The 16,777-nt window shown below is 71.3% G+C and carries 12 protein-coding genes; 3 read left to right on the top strand and 9 right to left on the bottom strand.

The window, feature by feature from the left end:
- Window positions 1-61 precede the first annotated feature (61 nt).
- Complete coding sequence (locus tag C3488_RS20300; protein WP_103841384.1) at window positions 62-1,609, top strand: MFS transporter; 1,548 nt, start codon at window positions 62-64, stop codon at window positions 1,607-1,609.
- A gap of 198 nt (window positions 1,610-1,807) precedes the next feature.
- On the opposite strand, the gene C3488_RS20295 is transcribed toward C3488_RS20300, so the two are convergent.
- The 3 genes from C3488_RS20295 to C3488_RS20285 all read right to left on the bottom strand — a co-directional run bounded on the left by C3488_RS20295 (window position 1,808) and on the right by C3488_RS20285 (window position 4,131).
- Entirely contained in the window at window positions 1,808-2,713 is a 906-nt protein-coding gene (locus C3488_RS20295) for an ADP-ribosylglycohydrolase family protein (RefSeq protein WP_103841382.1), read from the bottom strand.
- A gap of 12 nt (window positions 2,714-2,725) precedes the next feature.
- Entirely contained in the window at window positions 2,726-3,385 is a 660-nt protein-coding gene (locus C3488_RS20290) for a histidine phosphatase family protein (RefSeq protein WP_103841380.1), read from the bottom strand.
- Between the two features lie 140 nt (window positions 3,386-3,525).
- Window positions 3,526-4,131 (bottom strand): YdbC family protein, encoded by a 606-nt coding sequence (locus C3488_RS20285; RefSeq protein WP_103841378.1) that lies wholly within the window; start codon window positions 4,129-4,131, stop codon window positions 3,526-3,528.
- 152 nt (window positions 4,132-4,283) lie between these two features.
- Between C3488_RS20285 and C3488_RS20280 the strand changes: the two genes are divergently transcribed.
- Entirely contained in the window at window positions 4,284-4,814 is a 531-nt protein-coding gene (locus C3488_RS20280; RefSeq protein ID WP_258053534.1) for a TerD family protein, read from the top strand.
- Between the two features lie 58 nt (window positions 4,815-4,872).
- Here the strand turns inward: C3488_RS20280 and C3488_RS20275 are convergent, their stop codons facing one another.
- Both C3488_RS20275 and nrdR read right to left on the bottom strand, forming a co-directional pair.
- Window positions 4,873-7,761, bottom strand: a complete 2,889-nt coding sequence (locus C3488_RS20275; RefSeq protein WP_103841374.1) for a vitamin B12-dependent ribonucleotide reductase — start codon at window positions 7,759-7,761, stop codon at window positions 4,873-4,875.
- Window positions 7,762-7,908: 147 nt separating this feature from the next.
- Complete coding sequence (nrdR, locus tag C3488_RS20270; RefSeq protein ID WP_103841372.1) at window positions 7,909-8,469, bottom strand: transcriptional regulator NrdR; 561 nt, start codon at window positions 8,467-8,469, stop codon at window positions 7,909-7,911.
- A 524-nt stretch (window positions 8,470-8,993) separates the two neighbouring features.
- Here nrdR and lexA point away from each other — a divergent pair.
- Window positions 8,994-9,773, top strand: coding sequence for a transcriptional repressor LexA (gene lexA / locus C3488_RS20265; RefSeq protein ID WP_103841370.1), 780 nt, complete (start codon window positions 8,994-8,996; stop codon window positions 9,771-9,773).
- 211 nt (window positions 9,774-9,984) lie between these two features.
- Here lexA and C3488_RS20260 read toward each other — a convergent pair whose 3' ends face one another.
- The 4 genes from C3488_RS20260 to C3488_RS20245 form a co-directional block, all read right to left on the bottom strand.
- Window positions 9,985-11,982: an ATP-dependent DNA helicase gene (locus C3488_RS20260; RefSeq protein WP_103841368.1), complete on the bottom strand. Its 1,998-nt coding sequence runs from the start codon at window positions 11,980-11,982 to the stop codon at window positions 9,985-9,987.
- 145 nt (window positions 11,983-12,127) lie between these two features.
- Window positions 12,128-12,904, bottom strand: a complete 777-nt coding sequence (locus C3488_RS20255) for a GNAT family N-acetyltransferase (protein WP_181139098.1) — start codon at window positions 12,902-12,904, stop codon at window positions 12,128-12,130.
- 69 nt (window positions 12,905-12,973) lie between these two features.
- Window positions 12,974-14,857: an IucA/IucC family siderophore biosynthesis protein gene (locus C3488_RS20250; RefSeq protein ID WP_258053533.1), complete on the bottom strand. Its 1,884-nt coding sequence runs from the start codon at window positions 14,855-14,857 to the stop codon at window positions 12,974-12,976.
- A 301-nt stretch (window positions 14,858-15,158) separates the two neighbouring features.
- A complete protein-coding gene (locus C3488_RS20245) occupies window positions 15,159-16,613 on the bottom strand; it encodes a diaminobutyrate--2-oxoglutarate transaminase family protein (protein ID WP_103841364.1) in 1,455 nt (484 codons plus the stop codon).
- Between the last annotated feature and the right edge of the window lie 164 nt (window positions 16,614-16,777).

Genomic DNA, 16,777 nt, shown 5'->3' with positions numbered 1-16,777 from the left:
CTACCGTGTGACAGGGAAAGTGAACGCGATCGTTCACTAACGCATTCGTGGGGGACCCATCGTGACAACCTCTCCATTGATTGAGGACCAGAAGCCGAAAGCCGCCCGCCGGGAGGGGCGTCCCGGCATCGCGCTCACCGTCATCGCGGCCTGCCAACTCATGGTGGTACTCGACGCGACGATTGTGAACATCGCGCTCCCGCACATTCAGGACGCGCTGAAGTTCAGCACGACCGACCTGACGTGGGTCGTCAGCGCCTACACGCTCACCTTCGGCGGCCTGCTGCTTCTCGGCGGGCGGGCCGGTGACATCCTCGGCCGGCGACGGGTGTTCATGACGGGCATCCTGCTGTTCACCTTCGCCTCGCTGCTCGGCGGACTCGCCCAGGAGCCCTGGCAGTTGCTGGCCGCGCGCGCCCTGCAGGGCGTGGGTGGCGCGATCGCGTCGCCCACCTCACTGGCGCTGATCACCACCACGTTCCCCGAAGGTCCCGAGCGCAACCGGGCCTTTGGAGTCTTCGCCGCCGTCTCGGCCGGAGGCGGTGCGATCGGCCTGCTGACCGGCGGCATGCTCACGGAGTGGCTCGACTGGCGCTGGGTCCTCTTCGTCAACGTGCCCATCGGCGTGCTGATCGCCGTGCTCACACCCATGTACATAGGCGAGTCCGAACGTCATCCGGGCCGGTTCGACATCGCGGGCGCCCTGACGTCGACGGCGGGCATGGCGTCGCTGGTGTACGGCTTCATCCGCGCTGCGGAGGACGGCTGGCGGGACAGCGTCACGATCGTGTCCTTCGCGGCGGCCGTGGTGCTGCTGCTGGCGTTCGCCCTCATCGAGAGGCGGGCCAGGGAGCCGATCACCCCGCTGCGGATGTTCGCCGACCGCAACCGCTCGGGCACGTACGTGATCATGCTGAGCCTGGCCGCGGCGATGTTCGGAATGTTCTTCTACATCGTGCTCTTCGTGCAGAACGTGCTGGGGTACACGCCGATCTCGGCGGGCGTGGCCTTCCTGCCGGTGACGGTGGCGATCGTGATCGGCGCCGGCCTGTCGCAGCGGTTCCTTCCGGTGCTCGGCCCCAAGCCGTTCATGTTGGTCGGGGCGACGCTCGTGACGATCGGGCTCGGCTGGCAGACGTTGATCAAGCCCGACAGCTCCTACGCGGGCGGTGTGCTCGGTCCCATGCTGGTGTTCGGCTTCGGGATGGGCCTGAACTTCGTGACGCTGACGCTCACCGCGGTCTCGGGCGTCGCCCAGCACGAGGCGGGGGCGGCCTCGGGTCTGCTCAACGCCACCCAGCAGGTGGGCGGTTCGCTCGGTCTGTCGATCCTGACCACGGTGTTCGGGACGGCGAGCCGGGACGAGGCGGGCAAGCAGTTGCCGAAGTTCCTGGCGAACGGTACGGCGGAGCAGAAGGCGGAGTTCGCCAAGACGCACCAGTTGCCGGCTCCGTGGGGGAACGAGGTGCTCGCCCACGGCATATCGACGGCCTTCGTGCCGGCCGCCGCGATGGCGATCCTGGCCCTGCTCACGGCCGCGGTGGTCATCCGGGTACGCAAGAGCGACCTGGAGGCCCTGGCGGGCACGGCAGGCCCGGCCGCCGGCTGAACGTCCCCACCGTCGTTGTCCTCCGCCGCGCAACCGGAGGACAACGACGGCCGGGCGCCCGGGGCGGCGACGCCGAGAGCAACGGTCGAGACGAGGGTGCGCATGGCGCGCACCGCCACGCCGTCCGCGCCGTTCCGGCTCTCGGCGGGCAGCCGGACCGGCCGCGATGGCGGTATTCCGCTCAGCGGTCCACGTCGGCTACGAAAGCGACGGCGCCCACTCCGGCAGCCGCTCCGTTCGCTCCAGCCACTCCCCCGGCGGAGCTCCCGCCTTCCCGGAGGCGACCACTCCGCCGACGATCGCGCATGTCGTGTCCATGTCCCCGCCCACCTGGGCGGTGGTCCAGAACGCCCTCGGGTAGTCACCGAGGCCGCGCGCGGCCGACCACAGCGCGAACGGCACCGTGTCGTGCGCAGTCGTACGCCGCCCGCAGCCGAGCACAGCCGCGACCGTCGTCGCGTCGCCGTAGTCCAGCATGTCCCGCGCCCGCCGCAGCCCCGCCGCGACGGCGCTCCTCGGTACCAGCGCGATCACCCCGTCGAGCAGGGCCTCGGCGCTCGGCGGCCCCGCCGGAGCCGCGGCGAGGGCGGCCGCCGCGGCCACGGCCATGGCACCGGCCACGGCCTCGCGGTGCTGGTGCGTCGGGTACGCGGAGATCTCCGCCTGATGGGTCGCCTGCTCCGGGTCGTCGGCGTACCAGGCGCCGAGCGGCGCGATCCGCATCGCCGCGCCGTTGCCCCACGATCCCTGCCCCTTGAAGAGCGCCGCAGCCAGCTCGCGCCAGTCGCCGCCCTCCCGGACGAGCCTCAGCAGGCGGCCCACCGCCGGCCCGTAGCCGCGGTCGAAGTCGTGGTGCTCGGCGAAGGAGCGGGCCAGCTCGTCCTGGTCGATGCGCTGGTGCGTGGCCAGCACGGACACCACTGAACAGGCCATCTCGGTGTCGTCCGTCCACTGCCACACGCCCGGTGGCAGCTCGCGGCGCTGGAGGAGCGGATAGTTCGCGGGAACGAAGAACTGTGAGCCCAGCGCGTCCCCCACCGCGAGTCCGCGCAGACAGGCGAGCGCGCGTTCCAGGCGCCCGAGCGGAGAGAAGTCAGAGGTCATCGCCCTGCCACTCTAACCGGTGACCCAGTACGGATCCGGGTCGCGCCAGCGGTCGAAAGGCCTGTCGAGCCTGTACTTGCCGTTCTCCTGCAGCAGGAGCATGCGCGTCTCGCCGTTCCCGGGGTTGGACAGCGACTCGAATTCCGCGACCGTCCAGTGGAACCAGCGCATGCAGAACAGCCGCATGGCGAGCCCGTGCGTCACCAGGAGCACGTTCGGTGGGTGATCCGGCTCCTCGAAGCTGCGGAACAGGCTCTCCAGGAAGCCGCCCACCCGGTCGTACACATCGGCGCCGGACTCGCCCTGCGCGAAGCGGTAGAAGAAGTGCCCGTAGGCGTCGCGGTACGCCTTCTGCAGCCGTACGTCCTCGCGGTCCTGCCAGTTCCCCCAGTCCTGCTCGCGCAGGCGGGGCTCCTCGCGCACACGCACGAGATCGGGATCGAGGTGGAAGGCGCGGAGCGTCTCATGGGTGCGGCGGTAGGGGGAGACGTACACGCTGACACGTTCCCTGCCGAAGAGCTCCCGCAGCCGCTTGCCCGTCTCCTCCGCCTGCCGCCATCCCCTCTCGGTGAGCGGCAGTGCGTGGTCGGGCTCGCGCTCGTACACGGAGTCATCGGCGTTCCCCACCGACTCGCCGTGCCGGACAAGGACGATGCGCCGTGGTCGTGCCATGCCAGAACCCTAGATCGAGTGACGGCCGAACGGGCAGTGGAGGGCCTCCGTAAGGCGCAGGTCACACCGGCGCCACACCCAGAGGTCCGTCCGGTTTCCAAACGGTGCGCGTCAGACCGTCCACGCCGAAACGGTCGGCCTCAGACCGTCCACGTCGGCTCCAGCTCCACGATGTCCCCGGTGAGCGCCGCTACGTCCGCCTCCGTCTGCGCCCGCAGCGCCAACCGCTCCACGCGCTCCTCGCGGTACTTGCCGTGCTCCGCAGCCGACTGCCACATGGACAGGATCAGGAACTCATGGCCCGGCGCCTCGCCGAAGAGTCCGCGGGTCATGCCGGGTGAGCCCGCCATGGCCGGGTTCCAGACCTTCTCCTGCATCAGCGCGAAGTGCTCGGCGCGCTCCTCGTGGACCCGGCAGTGCGCCACACGCACCAGGTCGGCGTCGGTGAAGCGGGGCTCGAAGCCGGTCTTCACATCGAAGCGGTGGTCGAACAGCCGGACCTGCTGGTCCTTGAACGTGCCCGCCTGCGCGGCGGCCAGCCGGTCGTGCGAGCGCGCCATGAACGAGTCGTAGAAGGCGCGGCTCTCCCAGAACGCGAAGACGTGCGCCACGCCGAGCCTGACCCGGCTGAAACCCCCGCCCTGTCCCCGGAAGCCCGGCTCCCCCAGAAGCCCCGCCCACTTTCGCTGCCCCCGTTCGAAACCGCGGCGGTCGACCACGGTGCAGCGAGTCCACTTGACCAGCACCGCGCCATCGTAAGGCCAGCTTGCGTGGCGTTGGTCACGCTCCTGCGGAGTGCACCCGAGCGAGCGCCCCGCGCACGAGGCACAATGGACAACTGGCCCTGATGGAACGGGAGTTCCCACAAGGGCAGATGACAACGGGGAGGGGATGGGAGATGACCGGTCTCAACAAGGGCATCCGCAAGGTCGAACTGGCGGTGAAGTGGGACCCGAGTCCCTCCGACCAGCCGCCCACCGACCTCGACATCGTGGCCGCGGCCTATTTGGCGGATGATCCCTATGGGGCTCCCGCCTATGTGGTGCACTTCGACAGCCGCTCCCCCGACGGCACGATCTACCTCAACCGCGACAGCCTGGACGGCAAGGGGTTCGGCTGGGACGAGGTCATGACCGTGGAGCTGTACCGGCTGGACGGCCGGTACGCGCGCGTGGTGGTCGGCGTCGCCATCCAGCAGCGAGCCGGACGCAGGACGTTCGTCGGCGTTCTGAACCCGGCGCTGCGGGTCCGCGAGGACTACACCGTGCTCGCAGCGGACGACTTCGGGGGCGTCCTCGGCGCCACGGCGGCGAGGGTGGCGGAGTTCGTGCGCGACTCCTCCGGAGAGTGGACGTTCCACCCGGGCGTGCACGGCTTCGACACGGATCCGGAAAGCTTCGCCCGCGTCATGGGCCGGCCGCTCTCCTAGGGCCTGTCCACGCCGAAGGGCGGCACGACCACCGGTCGTGCCGCCCTTCGGGCGTCGGTCAGCTGCAGCCGCTCGTCGAGCCGCAGCCCTCGCAGATGTAGCAGGAGCCCGCCCGCTGCATCTTCGTGCCGCAGGAGAAGCACAGCGGAGCGTCCGCCTGGATACCCAGCTGCATCTCCACCAGCTCGGCGCTGGTGTGCGCCTGCTTCGGGGCCGGCTTGGCCGCGGCGGACTCCGTCCTCGGCGTGGCCACCGCCTTCAGCTCCTGGGCGCGCGGGGCCGACTGGGCGAGGCCCTCGACGTCGACCTCCTCGTCGTCGATCGGCTCGTAGGAGCCGGTCTCCAAGTGGCGCTGACGCTCCTCGGCGGAGTGGATGCCGAGCGCCGAGCGCGTCTCGAAGGGCAGGAAGTCCAGCGCCAGGCGGCGGAAGATGTAGTCGACGATCGACTGCGCCATCCGCACGTCCGGGTCGTCCGTCATACCGGCCGGCTCGAAGCGCATGTTGGTGAACTTGGAGACGTACGTCTCCAGCGGCACCCCGTACTGCAGGCCCACCGAGACGGCGATGGAGAAGGCGTCCATCATGCCCGCGAGGGTCGAGCCCTGCTTGGACATCTTCAGGAAGACCTCGCCGAGACCGTCGTCCGGGTAGGAGTTGGCGGTCATGTAGCCCTCGGCGCCGCCGACGGTGAAGGAGGTGGTGATGCCGGGACGGCCCTTCGGGAGGCGCTTGCGGACCGGGCGGTACTCGACGACCTTCTCGACCGTCGGCTCCGCGGCGGGCTGCTCGGCCGGCTTCTCGGCGGTCTCCTTCTTCTTGGCGGAGAGGGGCTGGCCGACCTTGCAGTTGTCGCGGTAGATCGCCAGCGCCTTGATGCCCAGCTTCCAGGCCTCGAAGTAGATCTCCTCGACGTCCTCGACGGTCGCCGACTCCGGCATGTTGACCGTCTTGGAGATCGCGCCGGAGATCCACGGCTGGATCGCGGCCATCATGCGGACGTGGCCCATCGGGGAGATGGCGCGCTCGCCCATGGCGCAGTCGAAGACCTCGTAGTGCTCCGGCTTGAGGCCCGGCGCGTCGATCACATTGCCGTGCTCGGCGATGTGGGCGACGATCGCCTCGACCTGCTCCTCCTGGTAGCCGAGGCGACGCAGCGCCTGCGGCACGGTGCCGTTGACGATCTGCATCGAGCCGCCGCCGACCAGCTTCTTGAACTTGACCAGCGCCAGGTCGGGCTCGACACCGGTGGTGTCGCAGCCCATGGCCAGACCGATGGTGCCGGTCGGGGCGAGGACGGACGCCTGGGAGTTGCGGAATCCGTTCTTCTCGCCGATCCGCAGCACGTCCTGCCAGGCCTCGGTGGCCGCGGCCCACACCGGGGTGTCGAGGTCGTCCATGCGGACCGCGGTGGCGTTGGCGTCGGAGTGCTGCTTCATGACGCGCAGGTGTGCCTGCTCGTTGCGGGCGTAGCCGTCGTACGGGCCGACGACCGCGGCGAGTTCGGCGGAGCGGCGGTATGCGGTGCCGGTCATCAGGGAGGTGATGGCACCGGCGAGGGCGCGGCCGCCGTCGGAGTCGTAGGCGTGGCCGGTCGCCATGAGCAGGGCGCCCAGGTTCGCGTAGCCGATGCCGAGCTGGCGGAAGGCGCGGGTGTTCTCGCCGATCTTCTGGGTCGGGAAGTCCGCGAAGCAGATCGAGATGTCCATCGCGGTGATGACCAGCTCGACGACCTTGGAGAAGCGCTCGACGTCGAAGGACTGGTTGCCCTTGCCGTCGTCCTTCAGGAACTTCATCAGGTTCAGCGAGGCGAGGTTGCAGGACGTGTTGTCCAGGTGCATGTACTCGCTGCACGGGTTCGAGCCGTTGATGCGGCCGGACTCCGGGCACGTGTGCCAGTGGTTGATCGTGTCGTCGTACTGGATGCCCGGGTCGGCGCAGGCCCAGGCGGCCTCGGCCATCTTGCGGAAGAGGGTCTTGGCGTCGACCTCCTCGATGACCTCACCGGTCATGCGGGCGCGCAGGCCGAAGTTCTCGCCGTTCTCGACGGCCTTCATGAAGGTGTCGTTGACGCGGACCGAGTTGTTGGCGTTCTGGTACTGGACGGAGGTGATGTCCTCGCCGCCGAGGTCCATGTCGAAGCCCGCGTCGCGCAGGGCGCGGATCTTCTCCTCCTCCTTCACCTTGGTCTCGATGAAGTCCTCGACGTCCGGGTGGTCGACGTCCAGGATGACCATCTTGGCGGCGCGGCGGGTCGCACCGCCCGACTTGATCGTTCCTGCGGAGGCGTCGGCGCCGCGCATGAAGGAGACCGGGCCGGAGGCGTTGCCGCCGGAGGAGAGCAGTTCCTTGGAGGAGCGGATGCGGGAGAGGTTCAGGCCGGCGCCGGAGCCGCCCTTGAAGATCATGCCCTCTTCCTTGTACCAGTCGAGGATCGACTCCATGGAGTCGTCGACGGACAGGATGAAGCAGGCGGAGACCTGCTGGGGCTGCGGGGTGCCGACGTTGAACCAGACGGGGCTGTTGAAGCTGAAGATCTGGTGCAGGAGGGCGTACGCCAGTTCGTGCTCGAAGATCTCCGCGTCGGCGGGCGAGGCGAAGTACTTGTAGTCCTCACCGGCCTTCCGGTAGGTCTTCACGATGCGGTCGATCAGCTGCTTGAGGCTGGTCTCGCGCTGGGGGGTGCCGACGGCACCGCGGAAGTACTTGCTGGTGACGATGTTGACCGCGTTCACCGACCAGAACTCGGGGAACTCGACGCCACGCTGCTCGAAGTTGACCGAGCCGTCGCGCCAGTTGGTCATGACGACGTCACGGCGCGCCCACTCGACCTCGTCGTACGGGTGCACGCCCGGGGTCGTGTGGATGCGCTCGATACGCAGCCCCTTGGTGGCCTTGGCGCCCTTCGCTCGGGAACCTCGTGCCGGACCGCTCGCCGTCTCTGTCATGCCGCCTCCCTGTACGGGCGAAAACGCCCTGAAGTGCCCTTTTCTTCCCATGGCACGGTGTTGTGTCTGCTTGTCACGCGCGTCCTGCGGGCGCGCGTGACGGGTCTGTGTGCGCCGCCGACGGGGCCGACCGGGTCGGCCCGCCCGTCAGTCGGCGGCGGTGGCGGGCAGGAGGGCGTCGGCCGCCCCTCCGGACCCGCGGTCGGTTCCCTGGCGCTCCGCGTCAGTGATCTCGTGGTCGTCGTCGTCCACGGCGGTGCGCTCCCGCTGCTGCCTGAGTTCCGCGATGGCGGCCTCGAAGTCCTCCAGCGAGTCGAACGCCCGGTAGACGGACGCGAACCGCAGGTAGGCGACGAGGTCGAGCTCCTGCAAGGGGCCGAGTATGGCCAGGCCCACGTCGTGGGTCGTCAGCTCGGCGCTCCCGGTGGCCCGCACGGCCTCCTCGACCCGCTGGCCGAGCTGGGCGAGTGCGTCCTCGGTGACAGGCCGCCCCTGGCATGCCTTGCGCACGCCGTTGATGACCTTGGTACGGCTGAACGGCTCGGTGACTCCGGACCGCTTGACCACCATCAGCGAACAGGTCTCCACGGTCGTGAAACGACGGGAGCAGTCGGGGCACTGGCGGCGCCTGCGGATCGACGTGCCGTCGTCGGTCGTACGACTGTCGACGACGCGGCTGTCGGGGTGCCTGCAGAAGGGGCAGTGCATGGCTCCATCCCTCCTTTTCAGCACGACGCATAGACCTCATGGGTCTCACCGGCCCCACGAAGCAGCCCCAAGCATAGGCGATCTCGGTGACCGCGGAGACCGGGGGGACCACAACTTGTGGGTCACTACTGCAATCCAACCACTAGATGTAGCGATTGGCTCGTACATTCGGCGGCGACACGCGCACCCCGGGCGTCTTGGCACGTGCCGCGCGGCCATACCCATTCGGGCCATGCGCGGATACGGTGGACGCCCCATGGAGAAGCGGGGCCGGTACGCGGCCCGCGGCGCATCGGATGGCAGACTGGGCGCCGTCCGCGGCGGCCCACAAGGCCCTCGCCCCGGCGGTGAAGAGTACAGCAGCGGGCGCTGCCGCCCGCCGGAGGCGACGTCGGCTCAATACACCCCGAGTCTCGATCACGTCAGGCAATTCCGGGTTTTTCACTCGAACGTGTGTTTGGCGCAACCTTTCGAAAGCAACTACCGTTGTGCTGCACGGGAGACCATCGAGAGGGGCCGACGACGTGACCACCACCGCAGACAGTGCCACCATCACTGCCCAGGACCGCTCCCAGGGCCGACTCGAGCCGGTGCATGCCATGAACGAAGCCACGAACCCCGAGGGGCCCAAGAGGTCCCTGCCCGGCCGACCTCCGGGCATCCGGGCGGACAGCTCCGGGCTGACCGAGCGGCAGCGCCGGGTGATCGAGGTCATCCGGGACTCGGTACAGCGGCGCGGCTACCCGCCGTCGATGCGGGAGATCGGCCAGGCCGTCGGCCTCTCCAGCACCTCCTCGGTCGCACACCAGCTGATGGCACTGGAGCGCAAGGGCTTCCTGCGCCGTGACCCGCACCGTCCGCGCGCGTACGAGGTGCGCGGCTCCGACCAGGCGTCGTCCGTGCAGCCCACCGACACCGCGGGCAAGCCCGCCGCGTCGTACGTGCCCCTGGTCGGCCGGATCGCGGCCGGTGGCCCGATCCTCGCGGAGGAGTCGGTCGAGGACGTCTTCCCGCTCCCGAGGCAGCTCGTCGGTGACGGTGAGCTCTTCGTCCTGAAGGTCGTCGGCGACTCCATGATCGAGGCCGCGATCTGTGACGGCGACTGGGTCACGGTCCGCCGCCAGCCCGTCGCGGAGAACGGTGACATCGTCGCCGCGATGCTCGACGGCGAGGCCACCGTGAAGCGGTTCAAGCGCGAGGACGGCCACGTATGGCTGCTGCCGCACAACTCCGCGTACCAGCCGATCCCGGGCGACGAGGCGACGATCCTCGGCAAGGTGGTGGCGGTACTGCGGCGGGTGTGACCCTCCGCGGCGGGCGCTCGGACGCCCGCCCCTGATCCGGGCCCCGGGACCCCTGCGCCGGTTCCGGGGCCCCATGCTGTACGCGGCCGGCCACGCCCCGCACCCCCTCTCCCCTCCCCGCCACCGCACCGCAACCACTGCCTCCCGCCACTGCGCCGGGGCGCGGCTGGGCCACCGGCCGGCGCTGCGGGCGGCGCATGCGGACGGGGAGCTACGCTCCCTGCGCCTTCGCCGCCGCGTCGATCGCCGCCAGGGACTTCCGGACCTGGTTGCGGTCCGTCGTGTACCAGAAGTCGGGCAGGGACGCCTTCAGATAGCCGCCGTAGCGGGCCGTGGCGAGCCGCTGGTCCAGGACGGCGACCACACCTCTGTCCCCGGACGCCCGTACGAGCCGGCCGGCACCCTGCGCCATCAGCAGCGCGGCGTGCGTGGCCGCGACGGCCATGAAGCCGTTGCCCCCGGCCTCCTCGACGGCCTTCTGGCGGGCGCTCATCAGCGGGTCGTCGGGGCGCGGGAAGGGGATCTTGTCCATGACCACCAGTTGGCAGCTGGGCCCGGGGACGTCGACGCCCTGCCAGAGCGACAGTGTGCCGAAGAGGCACGTCCCCGGGTCCGCCGCGAAGTTCTTGATCAGCTCCCCGAGGGTCTCCTCGCCCTGGAGCAGGATCGGGAACTCGGGGATACGGGTGCGCAACTCCTCCGCGGCGAGCTGGGCGGCCCGCATGGATGAGAAAAGGCCCAGGGTGCGGCCGCCGGCCGCCTGGATCAGCTCCGTCAGCTCGTCCAGCATGTCCGCGCGCTCGCCGTCCCGCGCGGGGCGTGACAGGTGCTTCGCGACATACAGGATGCCCTGCTTCGGATAGTCGAACGGGGATCCGACGTCCACGCCCTTCCACGTGGGCACGTCGTCGCCCTCCGTGCCCTCGGGAGCCAGGCCCAGGGACGCCCCGACGCCGTTGAAGTCGCCGCCCAGCTTCAGCGTGGCGGAGGTGAGGACGACCGAGCGGTCCGCGAACAGCTTCTCCCTCAGCAGCCCCGACACCGACATGGGGGCGACGCGCAGGGAGGCGCCACTGTATCGATATGCGGCTCCGCCGCGGGGCTCATGGCGCTCGTACCAGACGACGTCCCATTCGGATCCGTTGGTGATCCGCTCCGCCACGTCGTGCACGCTCTCCACGGAGGCCAGCGCCTGCTTGCGCACCGCGTCCTCGTCCTGGATGGACTTGTCACGGGTCGCGCCGATCGCGGAGATCACCGTGCGGCAGGCGTCGCGCAGCGCCATGAGTGCGTACGCGAGGTCCTCCGGGATCTCCTCAAGACGGCCGGGCAGGGCCAGCTCCATCAGCCGCTCGAAGCCTTCGGCCGCGGTCTGGAGCTGGTCGGCGGCCTTCTCGTTGACGAGTTTCGCCGCGCGGCGCACCGCACGGTTGACCTGGCCCGGGGTCAGCTCTCCGGTGGCGACGCCCGTCACCCGGGAGACCAGCTCGTGGGCCTCGTCGACGATCAGCACCTCGTGCTGCGGGAGGACCGGGGCACCCTCGATGGCGTCGATCGCGAGCAGCGCGTGGTTGGTGACGACGACCTCGGCGAGCTTGGCCCGCTCACGGGCCGTCTCGGCGAAGCACTCGGCGCCGTACGCGCACTTCGAGGCGCCCAGGCACTCCCGGGACGACACCGACACCTGGGCCCAGGCCCGGTCGGAGACGCCCGGGGTGAGGTCGTCACGGTCGCCGCTCTCCGTCTCCTGGGACCAGTCGCGCAGCCGCAGCAGGTCCTGGCCGAGCTTGCTCGTGGGCGCCGCGGCCTCGAACTGGTCGAAGAGGCCGTCCTCCTCGTCCTGGGGCACTCCTTCGTTCAGGCGGTGCAGACACAGGTAGTTCGACCGGCCCTTGAGCATGGCGAACTCGGGGCGGCGGCGCAGCAGCGGGTGCAGCGCCTCCACCGTGCGCGGCAGGTCCCGCTCGACGAGCTGCCGCTGCAGCGCCAGGGTGGCGGTCGCCACGACCACGCGCTCCCCGTGCGCGAGCGCCGGGACCAGGTAGCCCAGCGACTTTCCGGTGCCGGTGCCGGCCTGGACCAGCAGATGGGAGCCGTCGTCGATCGCCTCCGCGACGGCCTGGGCCATGGCCACCTGGCCGGGGCGCTCCGTGCCGCCGACGGCTGTGACGGCTGCGTGGAGGAGTTCGGGGAGTGAGGGCTTTGTCATAGCGCGACCACCCTACGGTGCGGCACTGACAAACGGGCGCTGCTTCCCTCGGCGCATGGAAGGGTCATGTGGGGTGCGGGGGTGCTGGGGTGGTGTGCGGGGAAACGAACATCGTTACTCACAGTGATGACGCTGGGGCAGGGCGCTAGAGCAGATTGCGCAGGGCCCGGTCCCGGACCATCAGGGCGGCCCGCTTGTCGGGCAGGTCGACCTCGGCGGAGAAACGGAAGCCGGCGCTCAGGAACGCGGCGACGGAGGGCGTGTTGCGCAGATCGGGTTCGGCGACGACGCGAGCGCAGGAGGGACGCCGGTCGAGGACGAGGTCGGCGACGCAGCGGAGCAGTGCGGAGCCGAGGCCGCGCCCGCGGTCGGCGACACCGCCGATGAGGAGGTGGATTCCGGTGTCGTGGGGACGGGCGGGGTAGTTGCGGGCCAGGGGATCGAGGTCCGCACGGTAGATCTCCCAGTAGCTCATGGGGGTGCCGTCCAGCACGCCGAGGCAGGGGACACTGCGCCCGTCACCGGCCAGTTGGGCGCGCAGGTGCCGCTCGGTGACCGAGGCGTCTCCGGCCAGTTCCCAGAAGACGGCCACGGCGGGGTCGTTCATCCAGCGCACGATCAGCGGGAGATCGCGGCCGAGGTGGACCGGAACGAGGTGGAAGACACCCACGGGGGTGGTCGTGGCGCCCCAGTCGGCGACATGGTCGAGCAGGTCGTCGTCCGGCGGAAGGGCCGACGTGCCCGGCTCCTCCTGGACGCGGAGGGCGAGGAAGTCCCCGGGCAGCCGTAGATCGAGGGTTTCCTCGCAGTCGGAGCCGGAGCTCGGGCTGGCGCCGGATGGAGCACCGGCTCCGGGGCCCGGGGCGGTGACGGGCTCCACGGAGGCGGTGCCGGTGTCGGTGCTCGCGTCGGTGGGAGACACGGCGACGCTCCTCTCAGAAGACGGGACGGGGCATGTTCCTCGGGGTCAGGGCGGTGCGTGACGGCCAGGTCAGGGGTGGAGGGGGTTGGTGATGGCGACGTAGACGGACTGGGTGTCCACCGGGCCGACGAGTTCGTCCAGGCCGTGCAGCCGGGTCAGCAGATTGGCCTTGCACCTGAGGACGGGTGAGTCGAGCAGACGGGCCGGCAGGGACGTGCGCAGCCGGCCCGGGCCGGTGGCGGCGTCGGCGAGGAAGCGGCGGAAGGCGGCGAGCAACAGCCGCTCGTCGGCGAGGCGTTGGGAGCCGAACGCTCCGATGAGACCGAGCACGTTGTTGATGCCGAGGTAGTAGGCGAAGCGTTCGTCGGTGACCTCGTCGGAGACGAACGTGTCGCTGTGCTCGCCGATGCCGGGCAGCCGCGTCTCGAGTTCGGCGCGGCGGGACGCGCGGAAGTAGTAGCCCTGGTTGTCGCGGTAGCGCCCGCCGGCGGGCCAGCCCTCCACGTCCAGCAGGAGCACGGTGTTCTGCTGGTGTGCCTCCAGGGCGATGCCGGCCTCGCTGTCCAGCCACAGCACCGGGCGGACCACGTGCCGGAGATAGCGCAGGAACCATTCGGCGGCGACGGCCCCGCGCGAGCGGCCGGTGCGCCCGGCGAGACGCGTGACGATCTCGGTGAGCCGGGAGGACGTGGCGGGGCGCCGCTGTCCGTCGGGGTGCGGGCGGGGCCTGGGCGAGACGAGTCCGGCGACGCAGGAGGCGTCGTCCGTCGGGCCGAAGGGGTTGTGGCGGATCACCACGTCGAGTCCGGCCACGGGGCTGCCGTCCTGGTCGTCGACGGCGACCCAGGCCGGGTCGCGGAGGACGTCGAAGCCGGGGTGGACTGCGCGCAACTGCTTGCTGAGGCCGCCGCGCAGCAGGCGGTGCACCTCGACGCCCCGGTGGAGTTCCTTGCGGAGGTTCTCCCGCCGCGAGTTGGTGATGCGCAGGCCCAGCGACAGCTTGAGCATCGCGGGTGCGCCCGAGCGGTGGACGGTGCGGACGGAGGAGGTGGGGTGCCAGGGCGTGCCGTGGGGGCCGAGGTCCCGGAGGAGCCCCGCGTCCAACAGGGCGGCCGCCTCGGGGCGGTGCCGGATCTCATGCGCCTGCCAAGGGTGCAGCGGCAGTGCGGTGAACCCCTGGGGCAGCGGGAGGTCCGGGCCGGCGAGCCGTTCGGTGAGCCGGTCGGCGGGTACCGGCCGGCCGCCTTCCGTCCATGCCGAGTCGGCCGCGCACACCGAGGGCGCGACCGCGAACCAGTGCAGCGGGAAGGAGCCGCGCAGCTCGGGTGAGTAGAGCCGGGCCTCGGTGTCCGAGAGGCCCTCGCGGCTCTTGGCCGTGGGGTGCATCGGATGTCCGAGCAGCAGGGCCTGTTCGGCGGAGAGGAAGAGGTCCGCACCGTCCGCGGGACGCTCCCGGCGGTCGGTGAGGAAGATGGCGGTGCGGCGTACGGAGTCGGCGACCCGCGCCAGCAGGTCGGTGACGTGGTTCGGCACGGCGCCCGGCTGCGGGGCCGGTGCGGCCGTGACGGAGGCCGGTGCGGCCGTGACGGGTGCGGGGGCCGGTGCGGCCAGGGCGCCCACCGTCTCCCGTGCCAGCAGTGCCGCCACCGTCACCGCGTCCACGGGCGGGGCCTGCTCCGGGGCGCCGGCGAGGCGGGGCAGGCCGAAGCGGTGCCAGCCGGTGAGGGACCAGTGGTGGACCGGGACGAGGAGGGCCGTGCCGGCGGCGAGGAGGGGGATGCGCAGGGTGCCGTCGGCGGGAGCGGTGAGGTCGTTCTCGCGGACCCAGCAGCGCAGCAGGTTCTCCAAGGTCGCGGCCTGGGCCGCCGTGTGCGGGTCGGGATGGTCCAGAGGGTCGACGGCGGTGCCGTGCGGCTCACCGGCCTCCGGCGATGCCGCCTGCTGCGCAGGCACGCGGGATCCCGGGGGCACGGTGGCCTGCGCGTGGCCGGCGCCCCGCGTGGGGGCGGGGGCGTGGCCGTCGGAGGCGGGGTGGTCACCGTCGGGGGCGGGGCCGTCATGGGCGGGGTGGCGTTCAAGGGCGTACCTCGTGAGGTCGTTCCGGCTCGTACGGCGACGGGCCGGTCGGTGCGGGAGCGGGTGCGGATCCGGTGTCGCCGGGACCGGTGAGGGGCCGTACGGGGTCGGCGGAGGTCGTGCCGGGCCGCCCGCAGGTCCTCGGTGCCCGTGCGGGCGAAGGGCAGGGCGGGCGGGCTCAGGGATGGACCACCGGCTCTGCGGCCACCGCGGCCACCGCGTCGGCCAGCCGGTCGAGGACCGCGTCCGTCTGCTCGTCGGTGATCGTCAGCGGCGGCAGCAGGCGGATCACGCTCGCGTGCCGTCCGCCCAGCTCCACGATCAGACCGCGCCGCAGGCACTCCCGCTGCACCGCGGCGGCCAGCGCGGGCGCGGCGGGGCGTGGTCCGGTGCCTCCGAGCACGGGGTCGGGGGGCGCCGGGTCGGATGCGGACTCGGGGGTCACCAGCTCGATGCCGATCATCAGCCCCCGGCCGCGCACGTCCCCGACGCACGGGAACTCGGCGGCGAGGCAGCGGAGTCGGTCCAGCATGCGGGCGCCCAGTGTGGCCGCTCGCTCGGCGAGGCGGTTCTCGCGGACGAAAGCGAGGGTCGCGGTGCCGGCGGCCATGGCGAGCTGGTTGCCGCGGAACGTGCCGGCGTGGGCGCCGGGCTTCCACACGTCGAGGTCGTCGCGGTAGACGACGACGGCGAGCGGCAGGCTGCCGCCGATCGCCTTGGACAGGACCATCACGTCGGGCACCACCCCGCTGTGTTCGACTGCCCAGAAGCGTCCGGTGCGGCCCACGCCCGTCTGCACCTCGTCCGCGATCAGCGGGATGGCCCGGGTCTCGGTGATCCGCCGCATACGGCGCAGCCACGCGTCCGGCGCCGGGTGCACTCCGCCCTCGCCCTGGACCGGTTCGAGGATCATCCCGGCGGGCAGCGGCACCCCCGACTTGGTGTCGTCGAGGAGGGACTCCGTCCAGCGGGCGGACAGCTCGGCGCCGCGCTCGCCGCCGACCCCGAACGGGCAGCGGTAGTCCTGGGGGAACGGCAGGCGGGTCACGCGGACGTCGCCCGCGCCCCCGGACGCCTCGAGCGCCCCCGCGGTCATCCCGTGGTAGGCGCCGGTGAAGGCCAGGACGCCTTTTCGCCCGGTGGCGGTGCGCACCAGTTTCAGTGCCGCCTCGACGGCGTCCGTCCCGGCCGGTCCGCAGAACTGCACCCGCGCGCGATCGGCGAGGGCGGGCGGCAGGGTGCGGAACAGCTCCGTGGTGAAGGCGTCCTTCACGGGCGTGGCCAGGTCCAGGACGTGCAGCGGCGCACCCGAGTCGAGGACCTTCCGGATCGCTTCCAGGACCACCGGGTGGTTGTGGCCGAGGGCCAGCGTGCCCGCGCCGGAGAGACAGTCCAGGTAGCGGCGTCCGTCGGCGCCCTCGATGGTGAGCCCGCGCGCCCGCACGGGCACGATCGGCAGGGCGCGCGCGTAGGTGCGCGCCGCGGACTCGCGCGCCGACTGCCGCCGCAGAATGCCTTCGTGCGCGCCGCGCACACGCTCGGTTCCCGAGGCTCCCGCGCACCCCTTCTCGGCTCCGGCGCGCCCCTCCGGCGCGCCCTCCACCGGCACCACCGCAGTCTCCGTCACGGTCACGACGTCAGTTCCTCCCGCTGTTCAGAGGCGATGGCCGAGGGCCGGGCCGGGACGGCAGGCCCCCGCACCTACCAACGACCCGGGCGGCGCGGGGAAGCGGGCGGTCGGAAGATCTTTGGGCGCTGGACGATCGGCCCGGCCGGAGGCCTGTGGCCGAACCGTTG

The sequence above is a fragment of the Streptomyces sp. Ru72 genome, from assembly GCF_002920635.1.
In the GTDB taxonomy this organism is placed as follows: domain Bacteria; phylum Actinomycetota; class Actinomycetes; order Streptomycetales; family Streptomycetaceae; genus Streptomyces.
The sequence above is the reverse complement of the archived record's forward strand: the minus strand, read 5'-3'. Positions and strand labels throughout refer to the sequence as shown.

Coding starts and splice junctions, on each gene's coding strand:
- C3488_RS20295 (WP_103841382.1), bottom strand. CDS start 2,713: ATGACCTCTGACTTCTCTCCGCTCGGGCGCCTGGAACGCGCGCTCGCC.
- C3488_RS20290 (WP_103841380.1), bottom strand. CDS start 3,385: ATGGCACGACCACGGCGCATCGTCCTTGTCCGGCACGGCGAGTCGGTG.
- C3488_RS20280 (WP_258053534.1), top strand. CDS start 4,284: ATGACCGGTCTCAACAAGGGCATCCGCAAGGTCGAACTGGCGGTGAAG.
- C3488_RS20275 (WP_103841374.1), bottom strand. CDS start 7,761: ATGACAGAGACGGCGAGCGGTCCGGCACGAGGTTCCCGAGCGAAGGGC.
- nrdR (WP_103841372.1), bottom strand. CDS start 8,469: ATGCACTGCCCCTTCTGCAGGCACCCCGACAGCCGCGTCGTCGACAGT.
- C3488_RS20260 (WP_103841368.1), bottom strand. CDS start 11,982: ATGACAAAGCCCTCACTCCCCGAACTCCTCCACGCAGCCGTCACAGCC.